Origin of the sequence: uncultured Bacteroides sp. (genome assembly GCF_958445495.1) — a bacterium.
In the GTDB taxonomy this organism is placed as follows: Bacteria; Bacteroidota; Bacteroidia; order Bacteroidales; family Bacteroidaceae; genus Bacteroides.
This window is the reverse complement of the sequence record NZ_CAUCSQ010000072.1, coordinates 1-17791: the sequence shown is the minus strand read 5'-3', so window position 1 is coordinate 17791 and position 17791 is coordinate 1. Positions and strand designations below refer to the sequence as shown.

12 protein-coding genes, 1 tRNA gene and 1 pseudogene are annotated in these 17791 nt (G+C 42.2%); 7 read left to right on the top strand and 7 right to left on the bottom strand.

Annotated elements, in window-relative coordinates; genetic code table 11:
- Positions 1 to 50: 50 nt before the first annotated feature.
- A pseudogene (locus Q5076_RS16540) lies at positions 51 to 662 on the top strand (NigD-like C-terminal domain-containing protein); the annotation flags it as partial.
- A gap of 249 nt (positions 663 to 911) precedes the next feature.
- Here Q5076_RS16540 and Q5076_RS16535 read toward each other — a convergent pair.
- From Q5076_RS16535 to rsfS, 3 genes are all read right to left on the bottom strand, one after another.
- Positions 912 to 1754 (bottom strand): phosphatidate cytidylyltransferase, encoded by an 843-nt coding sequence (locus tag Q5076_RS16535; protein ID WP_303014770.1) that lies wholly within the window; start codon positions 1752 to 1754, stop codon positions 912 to 914.
- Between the two features lie 123 nt (positions 1755 to 1877).
- Positions 1878 to 4034 (bottom strand): ATP-dependent zinc metalloprotease FtsH, encoded by a 2157-nt coding sequence (ftsH, locus tag Q5076_RS16530; RefSeq protein WP_303014768.1) that lies wholly within the window; start codon positions 4032 to 4034, stop codon positions 1878 to 1880.
- 9 nt (positions 4035 to 4043) lie between these two features.
- The gene (rsfS, locus tag Q5076_RS16525) at positions 4044 to 4403 is read right to left on the bottom strand and encodes a ribosome silencing factor (RefSeq protein ID WP_303014766.1); all 360 of its coding nucleotides are present in this window, start codon (positions 4401 to 4403) and stop codon (positions 4044 to 4046) included.
- A 264-nt stretch (positions 4404 to 4667) separates the two neighbouring features.
- Here rsfS and Q5076_RS16520 point away from each other — a divergent pair.
- Positions 4668 to 4738 (top strand) — tRNA-Gln (locus tag Q5076_RS16520).
- A gap of 891 nt (positions 4739 to 5629) precedes the next feature.
- On the opposite strand, the gene Q5076_RS16515 is transcribed toward Q5076_RS16520, so the two are convergent.
- The 3 genes from Q5076_RS16515 to rsmA form a co-directional block, all read right to left on the bottom strand.
- The gene (locus Q5076_RS16515) at positions 5630 to 7483 is read right to left on the bottom strand and encodes a DUF349 domain-containing protein (protein ID WP_303014765.1); all 1854 of its coding nucleotides are present in this window, start codon (positions 7481 to 7483) and stop codon (positions 5630 to 5632) included.
- Positions 7484 to 7568: 85 nt separating this feature from the next.
- The gene (gene mgtE, locus Q5076_RS16510; RefSeq protein ID WP_303014764.1) at positions 7569 to 8909 is read right to left on the bottom strand and encodes a magnesium transporter; all 1341 of its coding nucleotides are present in this window, start codon (positions 8907 to 8909) and stop codon (positions 7569 to 7571) included.
- Positions 8910 to 8965: 56 nt separating this feature from the next.
- On the bottom strand, positions 8966 to 9766 hold the full coding sequence (rsmA, locus tag Q5076_RS16505) for a 16S rRNA (adenine(1518)-N(6)/adenine(1519)-N(6))-dimethyltransferase RsmA (RefSeq protein ID WP_303014762.1): 801 nt from the start codon (positions 9764 to 9766) through the stop codon (positions 8966 to 8968).
- 70 nt (positions 9767 to 9836) lie between these two features.
- On the opposite strand from rsmA, the gene Q5076_RS16500 reads away from it, so the two are divergent.
- The 3 genes from Q5076_RS16500 (at position 9837) to Q5076_RS16490 (ending at position 14294) form a co-directional block, all read left to right on the top strand.
- The gene (locus Q5076_RS16500; RefSeq protein ID WP_303014760.1) at positions 9837 to 10826 is read left to right on the top strand and encodes a lysylphosphatidylglycerol synthase transmembrane domain-containing protein; all 990 of its coding nucleotides are present in this window, start codon (positions 9837 to 9839) and stop codon (positions 10824 to 10826) included.
- Between the two features lie 44 nt (positions 10827 to 10870).
- Complete coding sequence (locus Q5076_RS16495; protein WP_303014758.1) at positions 10871 to 12328, top strand: aminoacyl-histidine dipeptidase; 1458 nt, start codon at positions 10871 to 10873, stop codon at positions 12326 to 12328.
- 739 nt (positions 12329 to 13067) lie between these two features.
- Positions 13068 to 14294, top strand: coding sequence for a site-specific integrase (locus tag Q5076_RS16490; RefSeq protein WP_303014756.1), 1227 nt, complete (start codon positions 13068 to 13070; stop codon positions 14292 to 14294).
- A 219-nt stretch (positions 14295 to 14513) separates the two neighbouring features.
- Here Q5076_RS16490 and Q5076_RS16485 read toward each other — a convergent pair whose 3' ends face one another.
- Positions 14514 to 15389, bottom strand: a complete 876-nt coding sequence (locus Q5076_RS16485) for an AraC family transcriptional regulator (RefSeq protein ID WP_303014754.1) — start codon at positions 15387 to 15389, stop codon at positions 14514 to 14516.
- Positions 15390 to 15791: 402 nt separating this feature from the next.
- On the opposite strand from Q5076_RS16485, the gene Q5076_RS16480 reads away from it, so the two are divergent.
- Both Q5076_RS16480 and Q5076_RS16475 read left to right on the top strand, forming a co-directional pair.
- On the top strand, positions 15792 to 16904 hold the full coding sequence (locus Q5076_RS16480; protein ID WP_303014752.1) for an MraY family glycosyltransferase: 1113 nt from the start codon (positions 15792 to 15794) through the stop codon (positions 16902 to 16904).
- 15 nt (positions 16905 to 16919) lie between these two features.
- Positions 16920 to 17791, top strand: an 872-nt coding sequence (locus Q5076_RS16475; protein ID WP_303014750.1) for an NAD-dependent epimerase/dehydratase family protein, incomplete at its 3' end; no start/stop codon positions are given.

Genomic DNA, 17791 nt, shown 5'->3' with positions numbered 1-17791 from the left:
GGAACCATATAAACAACTGTACTACAATATTTTAATTTATAGAACTCCTCTTTAATCCTTTGGCTGACATGGCGGATAATAAAGGGGTGCAGGTGAAGATGGAAGGAATTAGAGAAATACTGACTAAAGAAGTGGAGGAAATGACAGATGAGAATGTGGAGGAGTTCGGTGATGATCCCATTGTAATTTACCAAGGTGATATGTGGTTGGGAGGAAAGTTTCTGAACATCATTTTCCACCAGAACTTGCCTTATTCGGAGAAACATCGCATAAGCCTTGTGCAAAACAAAACGACTGGCGAATCGGAACCGGGTGAACCGGATGGGGAGACTGTAAAAACTTCCGGGACTGCGGAAACACCCGATACTCCGGAAGTGCCGGAAACTCCCGATGTGGACGAAGATGGCTATGTACATCTGGAATTGCGTTATAACACGTATGATGATGTGACCGATTATTGGGGATGGGGAAGAGTTTCTTATAATCTGGAGAAATTCTATCCGACATCCGGAGAGGAGGGGGATATACCTATGAAAGGATTTAAGGTCACGATAAATTCGGAAGAGAACGGAAAAGGTACAGTCGTAGTGCTTGACTTCGAACACCCGGTAGGAGTACCGGAGAAAGCGAAAGATGTGCACACTACTTCTTCTGTCAAATAATATACAACCTAACCTCTGTAACTGTGTGTAAAAAGGCCGGGATTGCTTTCGTGGAAGAAAGTTCCCGGCTTTTCATATATCTTACATGCTGCAGGAATACTCGGCGGGATGGGATATTCATAATACGAAAACTATCCCTTGCTTTTCGGTAAATCCTGAATATGCGAAATCTACTGAATATTTCTACTCGTTGAATCTCTAAAACGTAGAATTTACTGAATATTATATTTCCTAGGGAGTTCAGGCAATTTAAAACCAAGTTAACGCATATAGATAGACTACCGCTGCCGGTATAGCCATCAGGGCACTGTCAAACCGGTCGAGCATTCCCCCGTGTCCCGGAAGGATGGTTCCCGAATCTTTCACGTGAAGTTGCCGTTTGAGCAGTGATTCTGTCAAATCTCCCCAAGTCCCGAATATGACAACGGTTACTGCTAGTCCGGCCCATTGCCACATTGACATGAATGGAAAATAATGTGCAAGTATGAAGGAAGAGCCGATAGCCACAACTCCGCCGCCAATGGAACCTTCCCATGACTTCTTAGGAGAAATGCGTTCAAACAGGCGGTGTTTGCCGATAAGCGACCCGATGCAATATGCCCCCGTATCACTTAACCAGAGGAATATGAAAATGGATAGCGGCAGAATCGGGTTGTAACTGACACTGCTGTATTCCGGATCGTTATGGAAAGCGAGTACGTTTAACAAAGCGAACGGCAAGCCTATGTAAAGTTGGCTGAACATAGAATAGGCCCAGTTCAGTACCGGATTCTCTTTTTTCAGGTATAACTCGCTAATCAGCAGGTAAAGTAACAGCAGTACGTAAGGGATGAAAATTTTAGAGTCGGCGGCATCTATGCAAAATCCCATAATTGCGAGGAACAGGTAAGCCCCTCCCAGCATAATAATAGTCTTATTTACGTTGACGCCTTCTGCACGCATGTTTACCAGATGTCCGAACTCATAAATTGTCAATGCGCTGATTATGACAAACAAGATGCCGAAACTGAGCGATGTATAAAGGATACACCCTACCAGGATGGCGACAAAAAGTACACCTGTTATAGCCCGTTTAATAAAATTGCTAGCCAAAATATTTATGTTTTAGTTAATTAATAGACTAATAAAAAAGTGCTGCAAAAGTTTTTCCGTCTACTGCGGGAAGATGTGTGAATCCCGTCCGGTAATGACTTTTGCAACACTTTCCATCTGATATTACTCAGGTTTGCCTGTTTCCTTGTTTTCTTCCGTAGAAGTGTTTCCGCCTTCCGCTGAAATAGCCTTTTTCTCTATGGTGACCTTGCCTTCGGCGGTGACTTTGTTTTCTGCGGCTTTTTCTTTTGCAGAATTTTCAGCTTCTTCCTCCTTGATTTCCTTCTCTTTTTCTTTCACTTCTTCTGCAAGCTTCTTTTCCGCTTTGGCGGCTTCGCGGCTCTCCTTGGCAGCCATAATTTCTTCCGAGCGGGATGCCCACGGCCGTTTTCCGAAAATGCGTTCAACGTCTTCCGCAAAGATAACTTCTTTGTCAATCAACAATTGGGCAAGTTGGTTGTGCTCTTCCTTGTGCTCGGACAAGATGGCTTTGGCGCGTTCATATTGTTCGTTTACCATCTTCTTGACTTCTTCGTCGATTAACTCGGCAGTCTTTTCGCTGTACGGACGGTTGAAGGAATATTCGTCATTATTATAATAGCATAAATTCGGCAGTCTTTCGCTCATTCCCAGATATGCAATCATGCCGTATGCCTGTTTGGTGACTTTCTCCAAATCATTCATGGCTCCTGTAGAGATGCGGCCGATAAATAAATCTTCCGCGGCGCGTCCTCCCAATGTAGCGCACATTTCATCGAGCATCTGCTCTTTGGTCGTGATTTGACGTTCTTCCGGCAGATACCAGGCAGCTCCCAACGCACGTCCTCTGGGAACAATCGTGACCTTAATCAGCGGGTTCGCATATTCCAGCAACCAGGATATGGAAGCGTGTCCCGCTTCATGCAAGGCGATGGAACGTCTTTCCGCCTCTGTTGTGATTTTGGTTTTCTTTTCCAGCCCGCCGATGATACGGTCTACGGCATCCAGGAAGTCTTGTTTGCCGACAAACTTCTTTCCGTGGCGGGCGGCGATTAGCGCCGCTTCATTGCAGACATTGGCGATATCCGCGCCGGAGAATCCCGGAGTTTGGCGCGCCAGCAGGTCTACGTCTACCGTATCGTCTATCTTGATGGGGCGCAAATGTACACCGAACACCTCCTTGCGCTCGTTCAGGTCGGGCAAGTCTACATGTATCTGGCGGTCGAAACGCCCGGCACGGAGCAATGCCTTGTCGAGCACATCTACACGGTTAGTAGCGGCAAGGATGATGACTCCGCTGTTAGAGCCGAAGCCGTCCATTTCCGTCAACAACTGATTTAACGTGTTTTCGCGTTCGTCATTTCCTCCCATAGCCGGATTCTTGCCGCGTGCACGTCCTACTGCATCAATCTCGTCAATGAATACGATGCATGGAGCTTTTTCTTTGGCTTGTTTAAATAGGTCTCGGACGCGGGAAGCGCCTACGCCGACAAACATTTCTACGAAATCAGAACCTGCCAGCGAGAAGAAAGGAACGTTCGCTTCGCCGGCAACAGCTTTGGCGAGTAATGTCTTACCCGTTCCCGGAGGGCCTACCAACAACGCTCCCTTGGGTATTTTACCTCCCAAGTCCGTATATTTTTGCGGTTCTTTCAAGAATTCGACAATTTCTTCGACTTCCTGTTTGGCTTCCGCCAAGCCTGCCACATCTTTAAACGTAACCTTGATGGCTCCTCCTTTTTCAAAGAGCTGGGCTTTGGATTTTCCCACATTGAATACGCCACCGGGACCACCGCTACCTCCTCCGCTCATACGGCGCATGAAAAATATCCACAGTGCAATCAGCAGCACCAGCGGAAGTATCTGAATCAGGATGGCGGGGAATATATCTGATTTGGGCGGATAGTCGGAAGTCCCGTCAAAATGGCCGGCTTCTTTTTCGGCCTGCAGGAATTCTTCCAGTTTATCGGTAGACGGGGCCCTGCTCGTGATAATCGGGTTGCGGCCCGCTTTGACAGAGTCTGCCCCGAATATGGCGCCTACGGAGTTCGGTTTAGGATAAGCCTCTATTGATTTGTCCTCATATCCCAGAACCTTACCGATATAGCCGTTCCTTACGTAATCCTGAAATTCGCTGTATGTAACGGTTTTGTTTCCCGGCCCTTTGGAATCGCTGCCCCACCAAAGGCCAAGAAGCATAAGGATGATAATCATATACATCCAGTTCAAATTGAACTTGGGCATATTAACCTTATTATTAGGTTTGTTACTGTTACTATTCTTGTTGTTATTATTGTCCATAATTATTGATTAGTCTAAATCGGGGATTCGAGTGAGTTTGGCGTCCGCCCAAAGATGTTCGAGATTGTAGAATTCTCTGGTCTCCGGCAAGAAAACATGTACCAATACGTCAGCATAGTCCATAGCCACCCATTCTGCATTTCGGAGCCCGTCTACGGCAAATGGCTTATTGTTTGCTCCCTTGCGTGCGAATTCCTTGACGGAATCTACGATAGCGCTAACCTGACTGGGGGAGTTTCCCTGGCAAATAATGAAATATTTACAGATGGTATCTTCTATATTCGTTAAATCGGCAATGATGATGTTTTTACCTTTTTTCTCTTGAATTCCCTCTTTTATTTTTTCAATTAATACTTTAGTATCGTTCATTCTTTTAATTGAGATTAATAATTCATGTTCTCTTTCGGTTTATAACAAAAAAGGATTCTCCTTTGTTTCTGATTATAAACGTGATATTTTTGACAAATATACGCTGATTTATTGGATACAAGAAAGTTATCCCTCAATTTTTGTGTTTTTTAGTGGAGATACTTTTGTTTGGAAAGCTTATTTGGACATTTTTGCAAAAAAAATATCGGATTTGTTTTGAATTCCCAAAATATTTGTATCTTTGCACCCGCAAACGAAAATCATTGGGCTATGGTGTAATGGTAACACTACAGATTCTGGTCCTGTCATTCCTGGTTCGAATCCAGGTAGCCCAACTTATCACCAGCTTTTTACAGACAAAAACCCGCAAAAACAGATATTTTGCGGGTTTTTTATGCTCTTTTGAGAGGTTTCCCGAAAAATGGTGACACATATCGGGATAAAAAAAGGGAGAGATAATCCGGAAAAATCAGTTCTTTTTCAAGGTTTCATTAAAAACTTGGAAAATGGAACAGAAAAAAAGAACTTTTAACGTTTTATTCCTTATCAGGGTATAAGATGGGAGTAGAGGACTTTTCCTTTTAACATTTTAATCTGTAAAGTTGAGATATTCATTAAGTAAAAGAAGGGTAAATTCCTATAAATTCCCGTGGAAAAGATAAATTTGCTTTTCGCGCCATTTCAAAGGGGTATTTCTGAAATAAAAAATATAAGGCAACTGATTCATGTCGGGACAGTTGCCTTTTTTGTATTTTTAGGCATTCTATCTCCCCAAAAATACGGTTTGTCTACCTAAACGGGATAATCCGAAATAAAAAAACATACGGTGAAGATATAAGAAATCTCCAAAATAGAGTTAGTTTTGGGCTTCACGGAATTTGATGGGATAGAAAAATGCCGTTACAGTTTTGAATGCAGTAAATCAAGCGAGCTCTACGCCTTTTTCCTCATTCTCAGGATTTTTTCCTTTCTCCGGATTAACCCGTACAATAGGATGGGATTGAAAGATTTTCCCTCTGTAAGATTACCGACTTTCAGTTTCTATTTTGAGACTAATCTTTCGTGTTTTCTTTTATGAATAATTGGAATAACCGTTAATTTTAAAATGCCCTCTAAAAGTTGTACAAAAACTTTTAGAGGGCATTTCATAACTAACCACAGCTTCTCTTTTTATTTTAGAATGTGTATCGGTTATTTGGGAATATGTATCGGCGCAGGCTAAAGATTTATTCTTCTGTTTTCAGTGATTCGTCGATAACTTTAATCTTTTCCAATACTAATTCCAAATCCGCTTTCAATTTGTCTACTTTCCGGTTGAGTTCGGTCAGCAAACTGCTTCCTTTCTTGGAAGTAGAGGTGAGGAAGCCCAGGTTATTTTCATAAGTCTGGAGTTCGTTCTTCATATTCTCATAAGTACGTACCAGTTTCTCACGTTCCCTGTACAGGGATTGCGGCCCGCTTCCCTGGATATTGCTTATGTTGGAACGGAAGTTACTCAACTTCTTGTTCGATGCGCTGATATTGAAACGGTCGAATAACTGGTCGATTAACCCATGATATTGTTTATACAGTTTGTCTTTTTCTTTGAACGGTACATGTCCGATTGAGTTCCATTCTTTCATCAAATCACGTACTAATGTTCCGGCTTCTTCGACATCCATGCTTTCATCGATGGAAGACAGCTTTTCGATTAACGCTTTTTTCTTCTCCATATTTTCTATTTCCACGGAACGCTGTGAAGAAGTAGCTTTGTTTTTCTGTTCAAAGAAGTAATCGCAAGCCGTAATGAAACGTTTCCATACCGCATCGGAATGTTTTTTTGATACCGGACCGATTGTTTTCCATTCTTTTTGGAGCTTGGTTAACACATCGGCGGTTGTTTTCCAGTCTGTACTGTCTTTCAGGGCTTCCGCTTTTTCACAAAGGGCTTTTTTCTTTTCCAAATTTTCGTTCATGCCTTCTTTCAGCCTTTTGAAGAATTCTCCCTTTTTCTTGAAAAAATCATCGCAGGCATGGCGGAAACGTTCGAATATTTTCACATTCATCTTTTGTGGTGCAAAACCGATGGTTTTCCATTTGTTTTGCAAGGCGATGACTTCTTGGGTCTTGTTTTCCCAGGCGGAGAATGTTTTCAGTTCATCATATTCTATCGCCTCCACGATTTCGCAGATAACGGTTTTCTGATCCAGGTTATGTTGTTCCGCTTCTTTCAATTTCTCAAAATGTTGTTGGTGGCGGCGGTTTACGACAGTAGAGGCAGCTTTGAAACGGTTCCAGATTTCGTCGCGCAACTCCTTCGCTACCGGTCCTGTGTCACGGAATTCCTGATGAAGCTTCTGGAGTTGGTGAAAAGCGGATACCACATCTTCCTCGTCAGCCAGTTTTTCGGCCGCTTCGCAAAGATGAGTCTTTATTTCAAGGTTCTTTTTGAAATCATACTCGCGGAATTCATTGTTCAACTTTAACAAATCATAAAATTTCTCCACGTATAGCTGGTAGTTTTTCCAAAGCTCATTCACTCTGCCTTGTGGAACCAGTTTTGTCTCGTTCCATTGCTGTTGGAGTTTTTTAAATTCAGTGTAAGATTTGTTGGCATCGTCACCCGATTCTACCAGTTCCTTCAGTTCTTCGATAATGGAAAGCTTGACTTGAAGATTCTCTTCTTTTTGCCGTTCCAGCTCAGCGATAAGTTTGCTTCGTTTATCTTTGACGATTCCCATCAGGCGTTTGAATTCCTCCTCCAATACATCTCCTTTGGGTACGAAATCCTCGATGGCGCCGCCATCGTTTATGAACTGTGCTTTTTCAGCCTCCAGTTCGGCGTTATGTAACTTGTAGAATGATTGTTTCAGATTGTCTATTTCCTGCTTATTGGCGTTCTCCGCATCTTTTGCGAGCTCTTTCAACCGATTCAGTACGTCTTCCTTTGTGGCAGGTTTAGGCGTTGCCTCGGGTTGAACTTCGGCAGTCATTTCTTCAGCCGGAGTCTCTGTCATAGCCTCAGAAACCTCAACTGTTTTCTTTTCTTCTTCTAATTCCCCTTGGTTCAAGGGCTGATTAGTGTCATGAGCGTCCATCATTGTATATTAGTTTTGGGTCACAAATTAATGAAATAAAACGATTACTTCATACTATTTTGCTTATTTTTTTTCGTTTATTCTGATTTTACGATAATAAAACGGTAATTCCCATGTATAGCATCATTCCGATGATATCATTTGTAATAGCGATAAACGGTCCTGTTGCAATGGCGGGGTCTATTTTCAGCTTTTCGAGAGTCATGGGGACTAGTGTCCCGAAGATGGAGGCGAACATTACCACGGCAAACAGGCTGATAGACACGGAATAAGTGACTGTTGCGGTTGCCCCGAACCGTATGAAATTATAGGTGTACACTAAGAGAGAGATGATAGTGGCGTTGATTAGCGCCACCACCGCTTCTTTAGTCACTTGCTTGAATGTGTTTTTGGCGTCCAGCGAACTGTTCGCCAGTCCCTGTACGACGATGGCGGAGGATTGCGTGCCGACATTTCCCCCCGTACCGCCGATTAAGGGAATATATAGCGCCATTTCGGGGTGGGCGGCAAAAGTCGAGTCGAAGTTTCCCAGTATCATAGAGTTGCCGATTCCGCCAATCATGCCGATGAGCAACCACGGAAGGCGTGCCGTCGTCTGGCGGAACACGTTGTCGTCCGTTTCCACATCCTGGGAAAGACCGGATGCCAACTGGTAGTCGCGTTCCGATTGTTCACGCACTTCGTCCATGACGTCGTCTACGGTAATCTGGCCTACAAGCCGGCCGATGCTGTCGATAACGGGGATAGCTACCAAGTCATACTTTTCGATGGCTTGCACAACTTCATCGATGGGCGTGTCCACATGTACCGAAATCGGGTCTTTTTGCATCACGTGTTTTACTTTCGATACGGAAGGAGAGGTTATCATTTTCTTTAACGGGAAGATACCCCGCAGGCGTTCGTCGTCGTCAATGACGTACACGTAATAAATCTCGTCCAGTTCTTCTGCCTGTTGCCGCATCTCTTTCAGGCATTCGGGCATACTCCAGTTTTCATTGACAAGCACCATTTCCGTACCCATCAGTCCGCCGGCCGTGTTTTCGTCATATTTCAGCAAGTCTACGATATCCCCCGCCTGTTCGATGTCTTCGATGTGCGAGAGGACTTCTTCCTGTTTGTCTTCATCCAGCTCGCGCATCAGGTCTACCGCATCGTCCGTGTCCATGTAATCGACGAAACGCTTGGCGATTGTTTCGGAAGGAAGCATTTCGAGGAACTCTTTACGGGCGTCTTCATCCATTTCGACAAGAACATCGGCGGCGGTTTCGTTGTTGAGCAGCCGGTAGACGAACTTGGCCTCTTCCGGATTCAGGTCGTTGCACAATTCGGCGATGTCGGCCGGGTGGAGGTCGACGAGAAATTCTTTTACCTTATCGGCGTCTTTTTGTTCGATAAGATGTTTTATGTTGTCAATATATTCCTCGTTCATTGTTGTCAATTGCAAATTACAAAATCCAATTCTATCTGTTCGCAGTCGTCGGCCGGTTACTGCCGGCTGCCGGCGGTCTCCAATGCTTGTTCCACTTTATTAGTCAGGTCGATGAATTCTCCTACCGACAGTTGTTCCGGGCGTTTGTCGAATAATGCGTCTTCCGTCAACGGGCAGTCTTTGCCTAAAATAGGTTTAATCGAGTTGCGTAAGGTTTTGCGCCGTTGGTTGAAGGTGGTTTTCACTACTTGTTTGAACAGTTTCTCGTCACATCCCAACTCTTCGGTCTCATTGCGGGTCATGCGAATAACGGCACTTTTGACTTTGGGAGGCGGGTTGAACACGTGCTCGTTGACAGTGAACAGGTATTCCACTCTGTACCACGCTTGTATCAGTACGCTGAGAATGCCGTAAGTCTTGCTGCCTGGTCCGGCAGCGATGCGTTCGGCCACTTCCTTCTGTATCATTCCCGTGCAGCAGGGGATGATGTCTTTGTTGTCCAGCATTTTAAAAAATATCTGGCTGGAAATATTATAAGGGTAATTGCCTGTCAGTACGAAAGGACCTCCGTCGAACAAACGTTGAAGATTCATTTTCAGGAAATCGTCTTCAATGATGTGGTCTTCCAATGACGGATAGGTTTCACGGAGATAGGCTACCGACTCATAGTCCACTTCCACGACTTTCACCGGCCTTCCTTTTTTCACCAGGAACCGAGTCAATACTCCCATTCCGGGGCCTACTTCCAGAATGGGGAGTCCGGGGACTGTGTCGACTGTGTCGGCAATATCCTGCGCCACTTTCAAATCTTTCAGAAAGTGTTGCCCGAGAAACTTTTTAGGCTTTACTAATTTCATTTACCAACTAAATAATTACTTTTGCAGCCGACAAAGGTAATTCTTTTAAATGAAGAATGAAGAATTAAGGATGAAGAAACTATTAAAAAAGACGCTGAAACTGATATTACCGGTTGTTTTGGGTGCTTTTATCTTGTTTTGGGTGTATCGTGGTTTTGACTTTGCGAAGGCGGGGGAAACTTTATTGCATGGCACAAACTGGTGGTGGATGCTCTTGTCGTTGGTTTTCGGAGTGTTTGCGCAAGTCTTCCGCGGTTGGCGGTGGAGGCAGACATTGGAACCGTTGGACGCTTTCCCGAAAAGAAGTGATTGCGTAAATGCCGTTTTCATATCTTATGCCGCCAGTCTGGTGGTTCCCAGAGTCGGCGAAGTGAGCCGTTGCGGCGTGTTGGCCAAGTACGACAATGTTTCGTTTGCCAAATCCTTGGGAACAGTCGTCACGGAGCGGCTGGTCGATACGCTGACTATTTGCCTTATTACGGGGATTACAGTGTTGCTCCAATTGCCGGTGTTCGTAACTTTCCTTCAACAGACTGGAACAAAGATACCCTCTTTTTTGCATCTTCTGACTTCCGTTTGGTTCTATATTGTCCTGTTTTGCCTGCTCGGAGTGTTTTTGCTCCTTTATTGTCTAAGAAAGACATTGTTTTTTTATGAAAGAGTGAAAGGGTTTGTACTCAATATTTGGGAGGGGGTGATGTCATTGAAAAAGGTACGCAATATTCCTCTCTTTCTCTTCTATACATCGGCCATCTGGGCGTGTTACTTTTTTCATTTCTATTTTACGTTTTATTGTTTTGCTTTTACCGCTCATTTGGGTGTGTTGGCGGCATTGGTTATGTTTGTCGGCGGCACTTTTGCCGTTATTGTACCTACTCCCAACGGGGCGGGGCCATGGCATTTTGCAATCATTTCCATGATGATGCTCTATGGAGTAAATCTGACGGATGCCGGAATATTTGCCTTGATTGTGCACGGGATTCAAACCTTTTTAGTAGTTTTGTTGGGTGTATATGGTTTAGCGGTTTTACCGTTTGCCAATAGGAAGCAGCGGAAGTAACCGCTTCAATAAAAAAAGTAACCACTTAATAAAATGGATTTGTTATGAGTACTATTCTTTCTTTGGTTCCACAAAACGTGTGGAAGCATTTTTATTCGTTGACGCAGATTCCCCGGCCGTCGGGACATTTGGAGAAGGTAACGGAGTTCCTGATTGATTTCGGGAAAGGATTGGGATTGGAGTCTTTTGTAGACGAAGCCGGCAATGTGGTTATCCGTAAACCGGCGACTCCGGGTATGGAAAACCGTAAGGGAGTGATTCTCCAGGCGCACATGGATATGGTTCCGCAGAAGAACAACGACACAGTGCATGATTTTGAGAAAGACCCTATTGAGACTTATATAGACGGTGACTGGGTGAAAGCTAAAGGCACTACCCTGGGAGCGGATAACGGGCTTGGCGTGGCTGCTATCATGGCCGTGTTGGAAGCAGAAGACTTGAAACACGGTCCTTTGGAAGCATTGATTACTAAAGATGAGGAAACCGGGATGTACGGTGCGTTCGGGCTGAAACCGGGCACTGTGAACGGGGAAATCCTTTTGAACCTGGATTCGGAAGATGAAGGAGAATTGTATATAGGCTGTGCGGGCGGCGTAGATGTCACTGCTACGCTGGAATATAAGGAAGTGGCTCCCGAAGAAGGGGATATCGCTATCAAGGTCAGCTTGAAAGGTTTGCGCGGCGGGCATTCCGGACTGGAAATCAATGAAGGGCGTGCCAATGCCAATAAGCTGCTGGTGCGTTTCTTGCGCGAGGCGGTTGCCGGTTATGAAGCCCGTTTGGCTAGCTGGGAAGGCGGTAATATGCGTAATGCTATTCCGCGTGAGGCGCATGCGGTCATTACCGTTCCTGCTGAAAATGAAGATGAATTGCTGGGATTGGTGAAATACTGTGAAGATTTGTTCAATGAGGAATATTCGGCGGTTGAAACCCCGGTTAGTTTTACGGCGGAACGGGTGGAACTTCCGGCTGGCGAGGTTCCTGAAGAAATCCAGGATAATTTAATCGACGCTATTTTTGCTTGTCAGAACGGTGTGACCCGCATGATTCCAACAGTCCCTGATACGGTGGAGACTTCTTCCAATCTGGCTATTATAACGATTGGCAGTGGGAAGGCGGAGATAAAGATTCTGGCGCGCAGTTCCAGCGACAGCATGAAAGAATATCTGGCAACCAGTCTTGAATCCTGTTTCTCCATGGCTGGCATGAAAGTGGAGATGACGGGAAGTTATTCCGGTTGGCAGCCTGATGTCAATTCCCCGATTCTGCATGCGATGAAATCGTCATACAAGCAGCAATTTGGTGTGGAGCCGGCCGTAAAGGTGATTCATGCAGGGCTTGAATGCGGTATTATCGGAGCTATTATTCCGGGATTGGATATGATTTCCTTTGGCCCTACATTGCGTTCACCACACTCGCCGGATGAAAGGGTGTTGATTCCTACAGTACAGAAGTTCTATGATTTCCTGGTGGCTACTTTGGAACAGACGCCGGTAAAATAGCCGTCCTGCTGCAGGGGTATATTGGGTTGATATGATACATAACCGACAATTATGAGGTAACCGGATAATAATTAAGGTATAGTGCGGAAAGGCATGGATGAAGTTTCATTCATGCTTTTTTGTCATATTTACTATCATGTATATTGCAATTCTGCCTTATAACAAATAAATTAATTGATGCAAATCAATAAATATGCTTTAAAGCATAAAAATCCTCTTTTTAAGGCGCAATATATAAACAAAGGCTGTATTTTTGTGTTGTAAAACATATAATTAGGAGGATAACAAAATGAAAAGGTTAAAAAGATTGTTTAGAAAGTTCGGTGAAGCCGATGTACATGTTTGGGGATATTCAACGATTAATACTCTTCCAAACGGTAAAGCTTAGTTTTTTAGTTTTCAGGTATTAAAAATTTCAGGTATTAGTAATTTAAAGGTTTAAGGATTATGAAGAAAATGAGTTCTTTAGTAAAAAAAATCCTCAGCGAATTAGGTCGTAACGAAATGATGTCACTGGGGTACAGAGTTGAAAAATGAGAAAAAGTACATTAACTTAGGTGTAAACGGGGATACGTTATCGAAGACGTTATCCCCATTTTTTTTGTATTTTCCGGGTCGGGATTTTATGGAATAATCTGATAGGTTAGGGGAGGCTTTTTGATTTAAAAGAATCTGTCACTTGTGAACTTTTTGTACTTTTGTGCTATTTGAATGAAAAATAATAGGGTAAGAGTAAATTATGGCATCTATAAAACTATTGCTTAATAAGCAGAGAATGCTGAATAACGGTACATTTCCATTGGTATTCCAAATTATTCACCAAAGGCGGAAATTGCTTTATTACACTAAATATCATTTATTTCAACAGCAGTTTGATGAGAGTACCTGCGAAGTGGGATATTGTGAACGTTCCATTTATTCCATGAAGGAAATTGATGCGATAAACCAGGAGTTGAGACGGAAGTATAAACGTCTTTTGAACCGAGTCCGCATATTGGAGAAGAAAAAAGAACCATATTCCGTAAATGATATAGTTGAATCTGAGAAACGGAATCGTTTCCGTTGTTCTTTTTTTCAATATATCGATATACAGATAGCTCGTAAGAAGAGTATGGAGAAGGATGGAACTGCGGCGGCTTACCGCAGTACGTATGCTTCTTTAAAAAAATATATGAATATGTTGTCCTTTCGAAAGGCGGATATCGGAATAGATGAAATTGACACTAATTATGTAAACGGTTATGAGGATTTTTTATATATGCAGGGCTTAACGGAGAATACGGTAAATTATTACTTACGTAATTTTCGGACGATATATAACTCTGCTATCCGGGAAGGGTATAGGCCTAAGAACGGTTCCCCTTTTATTCATGTGCGTGCAAAGCCCTGTAAGACTATTAAACGAGCGATACACAAGGAGGAAATGCGTAAACTGTTTTCCCTTTCTTTACCGGAGCGTTCGGAGATAGCGCTTTCCCGTGATTTATATTTGTTTAGTTTTTATGCCCAGGGGATGGCTTTTGTCGATATTGTATTTTTAAGAAAAGGGAATATACGTGGTGGTGTGCTTAGTTATTATCGTCATAAGTCTAAACAGTTGATTCACATAGTAGTCACTTCGCAGATGCAATCTTTGATTGACAAATACGCAAATGCGGGCGAATATGTTTTTCCGGTTATTGATGATGTCTCGCCTACGCCGATATATGCCCAATATCGTCTGGCTCTAAGGCGTATAAACAGGCATTTGAAGAAGATTGCCTCCGAATTGAATATAAATGTACGTTTGACAACTTACACCGCCCGCCATACCTGGGCGACTTTAGCGCGTGAAAGCGGAGCTCCTATATCTATCATAAGTGCAGGTTTGGGGCATACTTCAGAGGAAATGACGCGAGTGTATCTTAAAGAATTTGATCAGGAAACGTTGGCTCAGGTAAATCGCGCCGTAACCAATTTGTTGTGATATAAAAAATAAATTTGTTCTTTTTATTTTGCAAATTTCAGATTAATAAAGTATATTTGTAATTACTATCTATTCTGTAATAGAGAGCCAATCACCGTTCATTGCCGGTTGAGCGAAAATGATGCTGCAAATTAAGTTTATTTACTGCAGACTGCCACTATCTAAAAGTTCAATAATACACACTTTTTATACAGGGGCAGAATTATTTCCCCAGACTGTCTAATAGTCGGTTTGGTAGTGGTCTATCAGTTGTTTGGGAGTACAATGGAATTGTTGTTTAAAATAACGGTATAACTGTGCCTGCGATTCGAAATTACATACTTCCATCAGTTGCTTGACGCATACGCCGGGTTCAGCCACTTTTCCCAGTATCCGTTCTTTTAATTGTTTCATCATCCATTGTTTTGCAGTTGTTCCGAATTCTTCTTTGAATTTGATGTAAAAGCTTGTTCTTCCCATGTTGGACAAGGCTATCAGTTCATCCAAATTATTTACTTTTGTGTAGTTTTGCATGACAAAATCTTTGAAGTCTAATTTTTTGCCTATAATCGGGTGAAAAAGAAGGGCTATTTCCTTTTTTTCATAAAAGCCTCTAAGTAAGAAGAAAAATTCACGTTGTATGATTTCATGTAAGTGTATACAGTTCATTTGATTTTTTAGACAGCAAATGGTTGTTTCCAGAAAAGGTGTCAATGGGTAACGGATAGGTATAGATTCGAAGTTATATTCTATATTTTTACAGATTGAGCTTAATGTCTGGAATAATAACTTGTCACAACTGTCTATAGGAGTGTCGAATATCATAGTCAGCATCTGTGATTGAGCTTTAGCCGATATTTTTATTATAGATGACTTTGGCAATAATATCATTTCGTCATCATGAAAAGTACGGCCGCAAAATTGATTGCAATTTACAGTGAAATCACCTTTCAAGAAAAATAAGAGATAATTTTTACGGGCATATTCTTCTGTTACGGTTGTTTCTTCGTTAAATTCAATATATTTGAATCCTGTTGTAATATCTGTCATATAATTTTTACATGACAAATGTTCTCCGATATAAAGCAGTTCATTTAGTAATTGTTTTGCTTCCATATTTTTCCGCTTTTTAGTGTTCAAATACTACCTATGTCTTATTTGTTTCATAATTGATTCAGAATTATTAATTGTAAAATATTTATAATCTGAATATTAGATTCGAATATAATTTTATTAGAACGTTTCATGTAAAATGTGAAACACATATAATTAGTTGTTCTATGTCTAATTTTCTGTAAATCATTGATATATGATTATTGTGTTTTCTCTTACTCTCTATTACAGAATAGAGAGTGATGGATAGTAAATTTGTATATTTTATTAATTGTCTGATATTTATTATTTTGTGATGAGTATTTATGAGTGGCATGTTGTATGCCGAAAATAAGGGTGACTGTTTTTTATGAAGATAAGAGAGAATGTAGTCATGGATTATAGTCAAGAAAAATGAATTTATAAATGAATTATTTTTTTATAGCGATAGTATTTATTGTAGCTGTATTTATAGGGTGGATTATCATTCCGCAGATATTGCTTGTTGCATTTCGGAAACGTTTATTCGACGTCGTTGACGGTCGTAAGGTACATGTTGGTGTTGTCCCCCGTTTGGGAGGTGTCGCATTTGCACCTATTCAGTGCTGTCTGTTAGCGTTATCTATGTTTTTTATGTACAAGTTTGATGGGGGTTTTACGGTTTTGAGCCCGTTCTTGGTATTCTCTCAATTTTTGTTGTTAATGTGCGGATTGGTGGTTCTCTTTATGGTAGGCATCGCAGATGACTTGATAGGAGTTAATTATCGGAGGAAATTCGTCATGCAGGTTCTTGCCGCCTCATTTTTTCCACTTTCGGGACTTTGGATTAATGATTTGTACGGATTGGCGGGAGTGACGATATTACCTTCTTGGATTGGAATGCCTTTAACGATATTTGCCGTAGTTTTCATAGTAAACGCCATCAACCTGATTGATGGTATAGATGGGCTTTGTTCCGGTTTGTCGGCAATGGCTTGTATCATTTTGGGTTGCCTGTTCATTTATAATGAAGCTTGGTTATATGGTATTTTCGCTTTTATAACGACGGGAGTACTGATTCCCTTCTTTTATTATAATGTGTTTGGTACGCTGAAAAGCAAACAACGCATATTTATGGGTGATACGGGGAGTTTGACATTAGGTTTGTCTGTTTCCTTCTTAGCTATCGGTTATGCTATGAACAATCCCACAATAAAGCCTTTTTCAGAAGGAGCCGTTGTTGTTGCGTTTGCAGTATTAATCGTTCCGGTGTTTGATGTAGTCCGTGTTGTTTGGTTACGTTTTCGCAATCACCGGCCTCTTTTTATGCCCGACCGCAATCATATACATCATAAATTCCTGCGGATAGGAATATCGCACCATGTTACGATGGTTCTTATTCTCGCATTGGCAATATGTTTTAGCATCTTCAATATCGTTGCCGTGGAGTATATAAGTAACAATGTCGTACTGCTGGCGGATATCATTCTTTGGATTGGCTTTCATTTATGGCTTGATAAGATTGAGACCGTTAAATTGGAAACTAAGATGGGTAAATAATTTAAAATAGATGATATGAAAATTACTGTTATTGGTGGGTCCGGCTTTGTCGGGAGCCGTCTTATCAGCTTGTTGAAACAGACAGATGCCGAGTTACTGAATATAGACAAACGGCAAAGTAAGTATCATCCGGAACTGACGGAAATAGCCGATGTCTCGGATGTGCAAAGGTTGACAACACTGTTGAAAGCCACGGATGTGGTTGTATTACTCGCTGCCGAGCATAAAGATAACGTATCTCCCGTATCGTTGTATTATGACGTGAATGTGGGAGGTATGTGCAATACGCTTACCGCCATGTGGAACAACAGAATATCCAGGTTAATCTTTACCAGCTCTGTCGCAATTTACGGGTTAAACAAAAATAATCCGTCCGAAACGTATCCTGCCGATCCGTTTAATGATTACGGGCGTAGCAAGTGGCAAGCCGAATGTGTATTGCGGGACTGGTATTCCCGACATCCAGACTGGAATATTCATATCATTCGTCCTACGGTGATTTTCGGTGAAGAAAACAGAGGAAACGTTTATAATCTTTTGCGACAGATTGCATCCGGCAGATTCCTGATGATTGGTAAGGGAGATAACCATAAATCCATGGCATATGTTGGAAATGTAGCTTCTTTCATCCGCTTCCTGATAGAGGAGAAACAGGAAGGTTATGATGTATTTAATTATGTAGACAAACCTGATTTTACAATGAATGATTTGGTGTATCATGTAAGTAGGGTTTTAGGCAAACGTATCCCTGCTGTTCATCTTCCTTATTGGCTGGGAATGTTGGGCGGTTACTGCTTTGATGCATTGGCAAAGGTGACAGGTAAGAAACTGTTCATCAGTTCTGTACGTGTAAAAAAATTCTGTGCCGTGACCCGGTTTGATTCCAC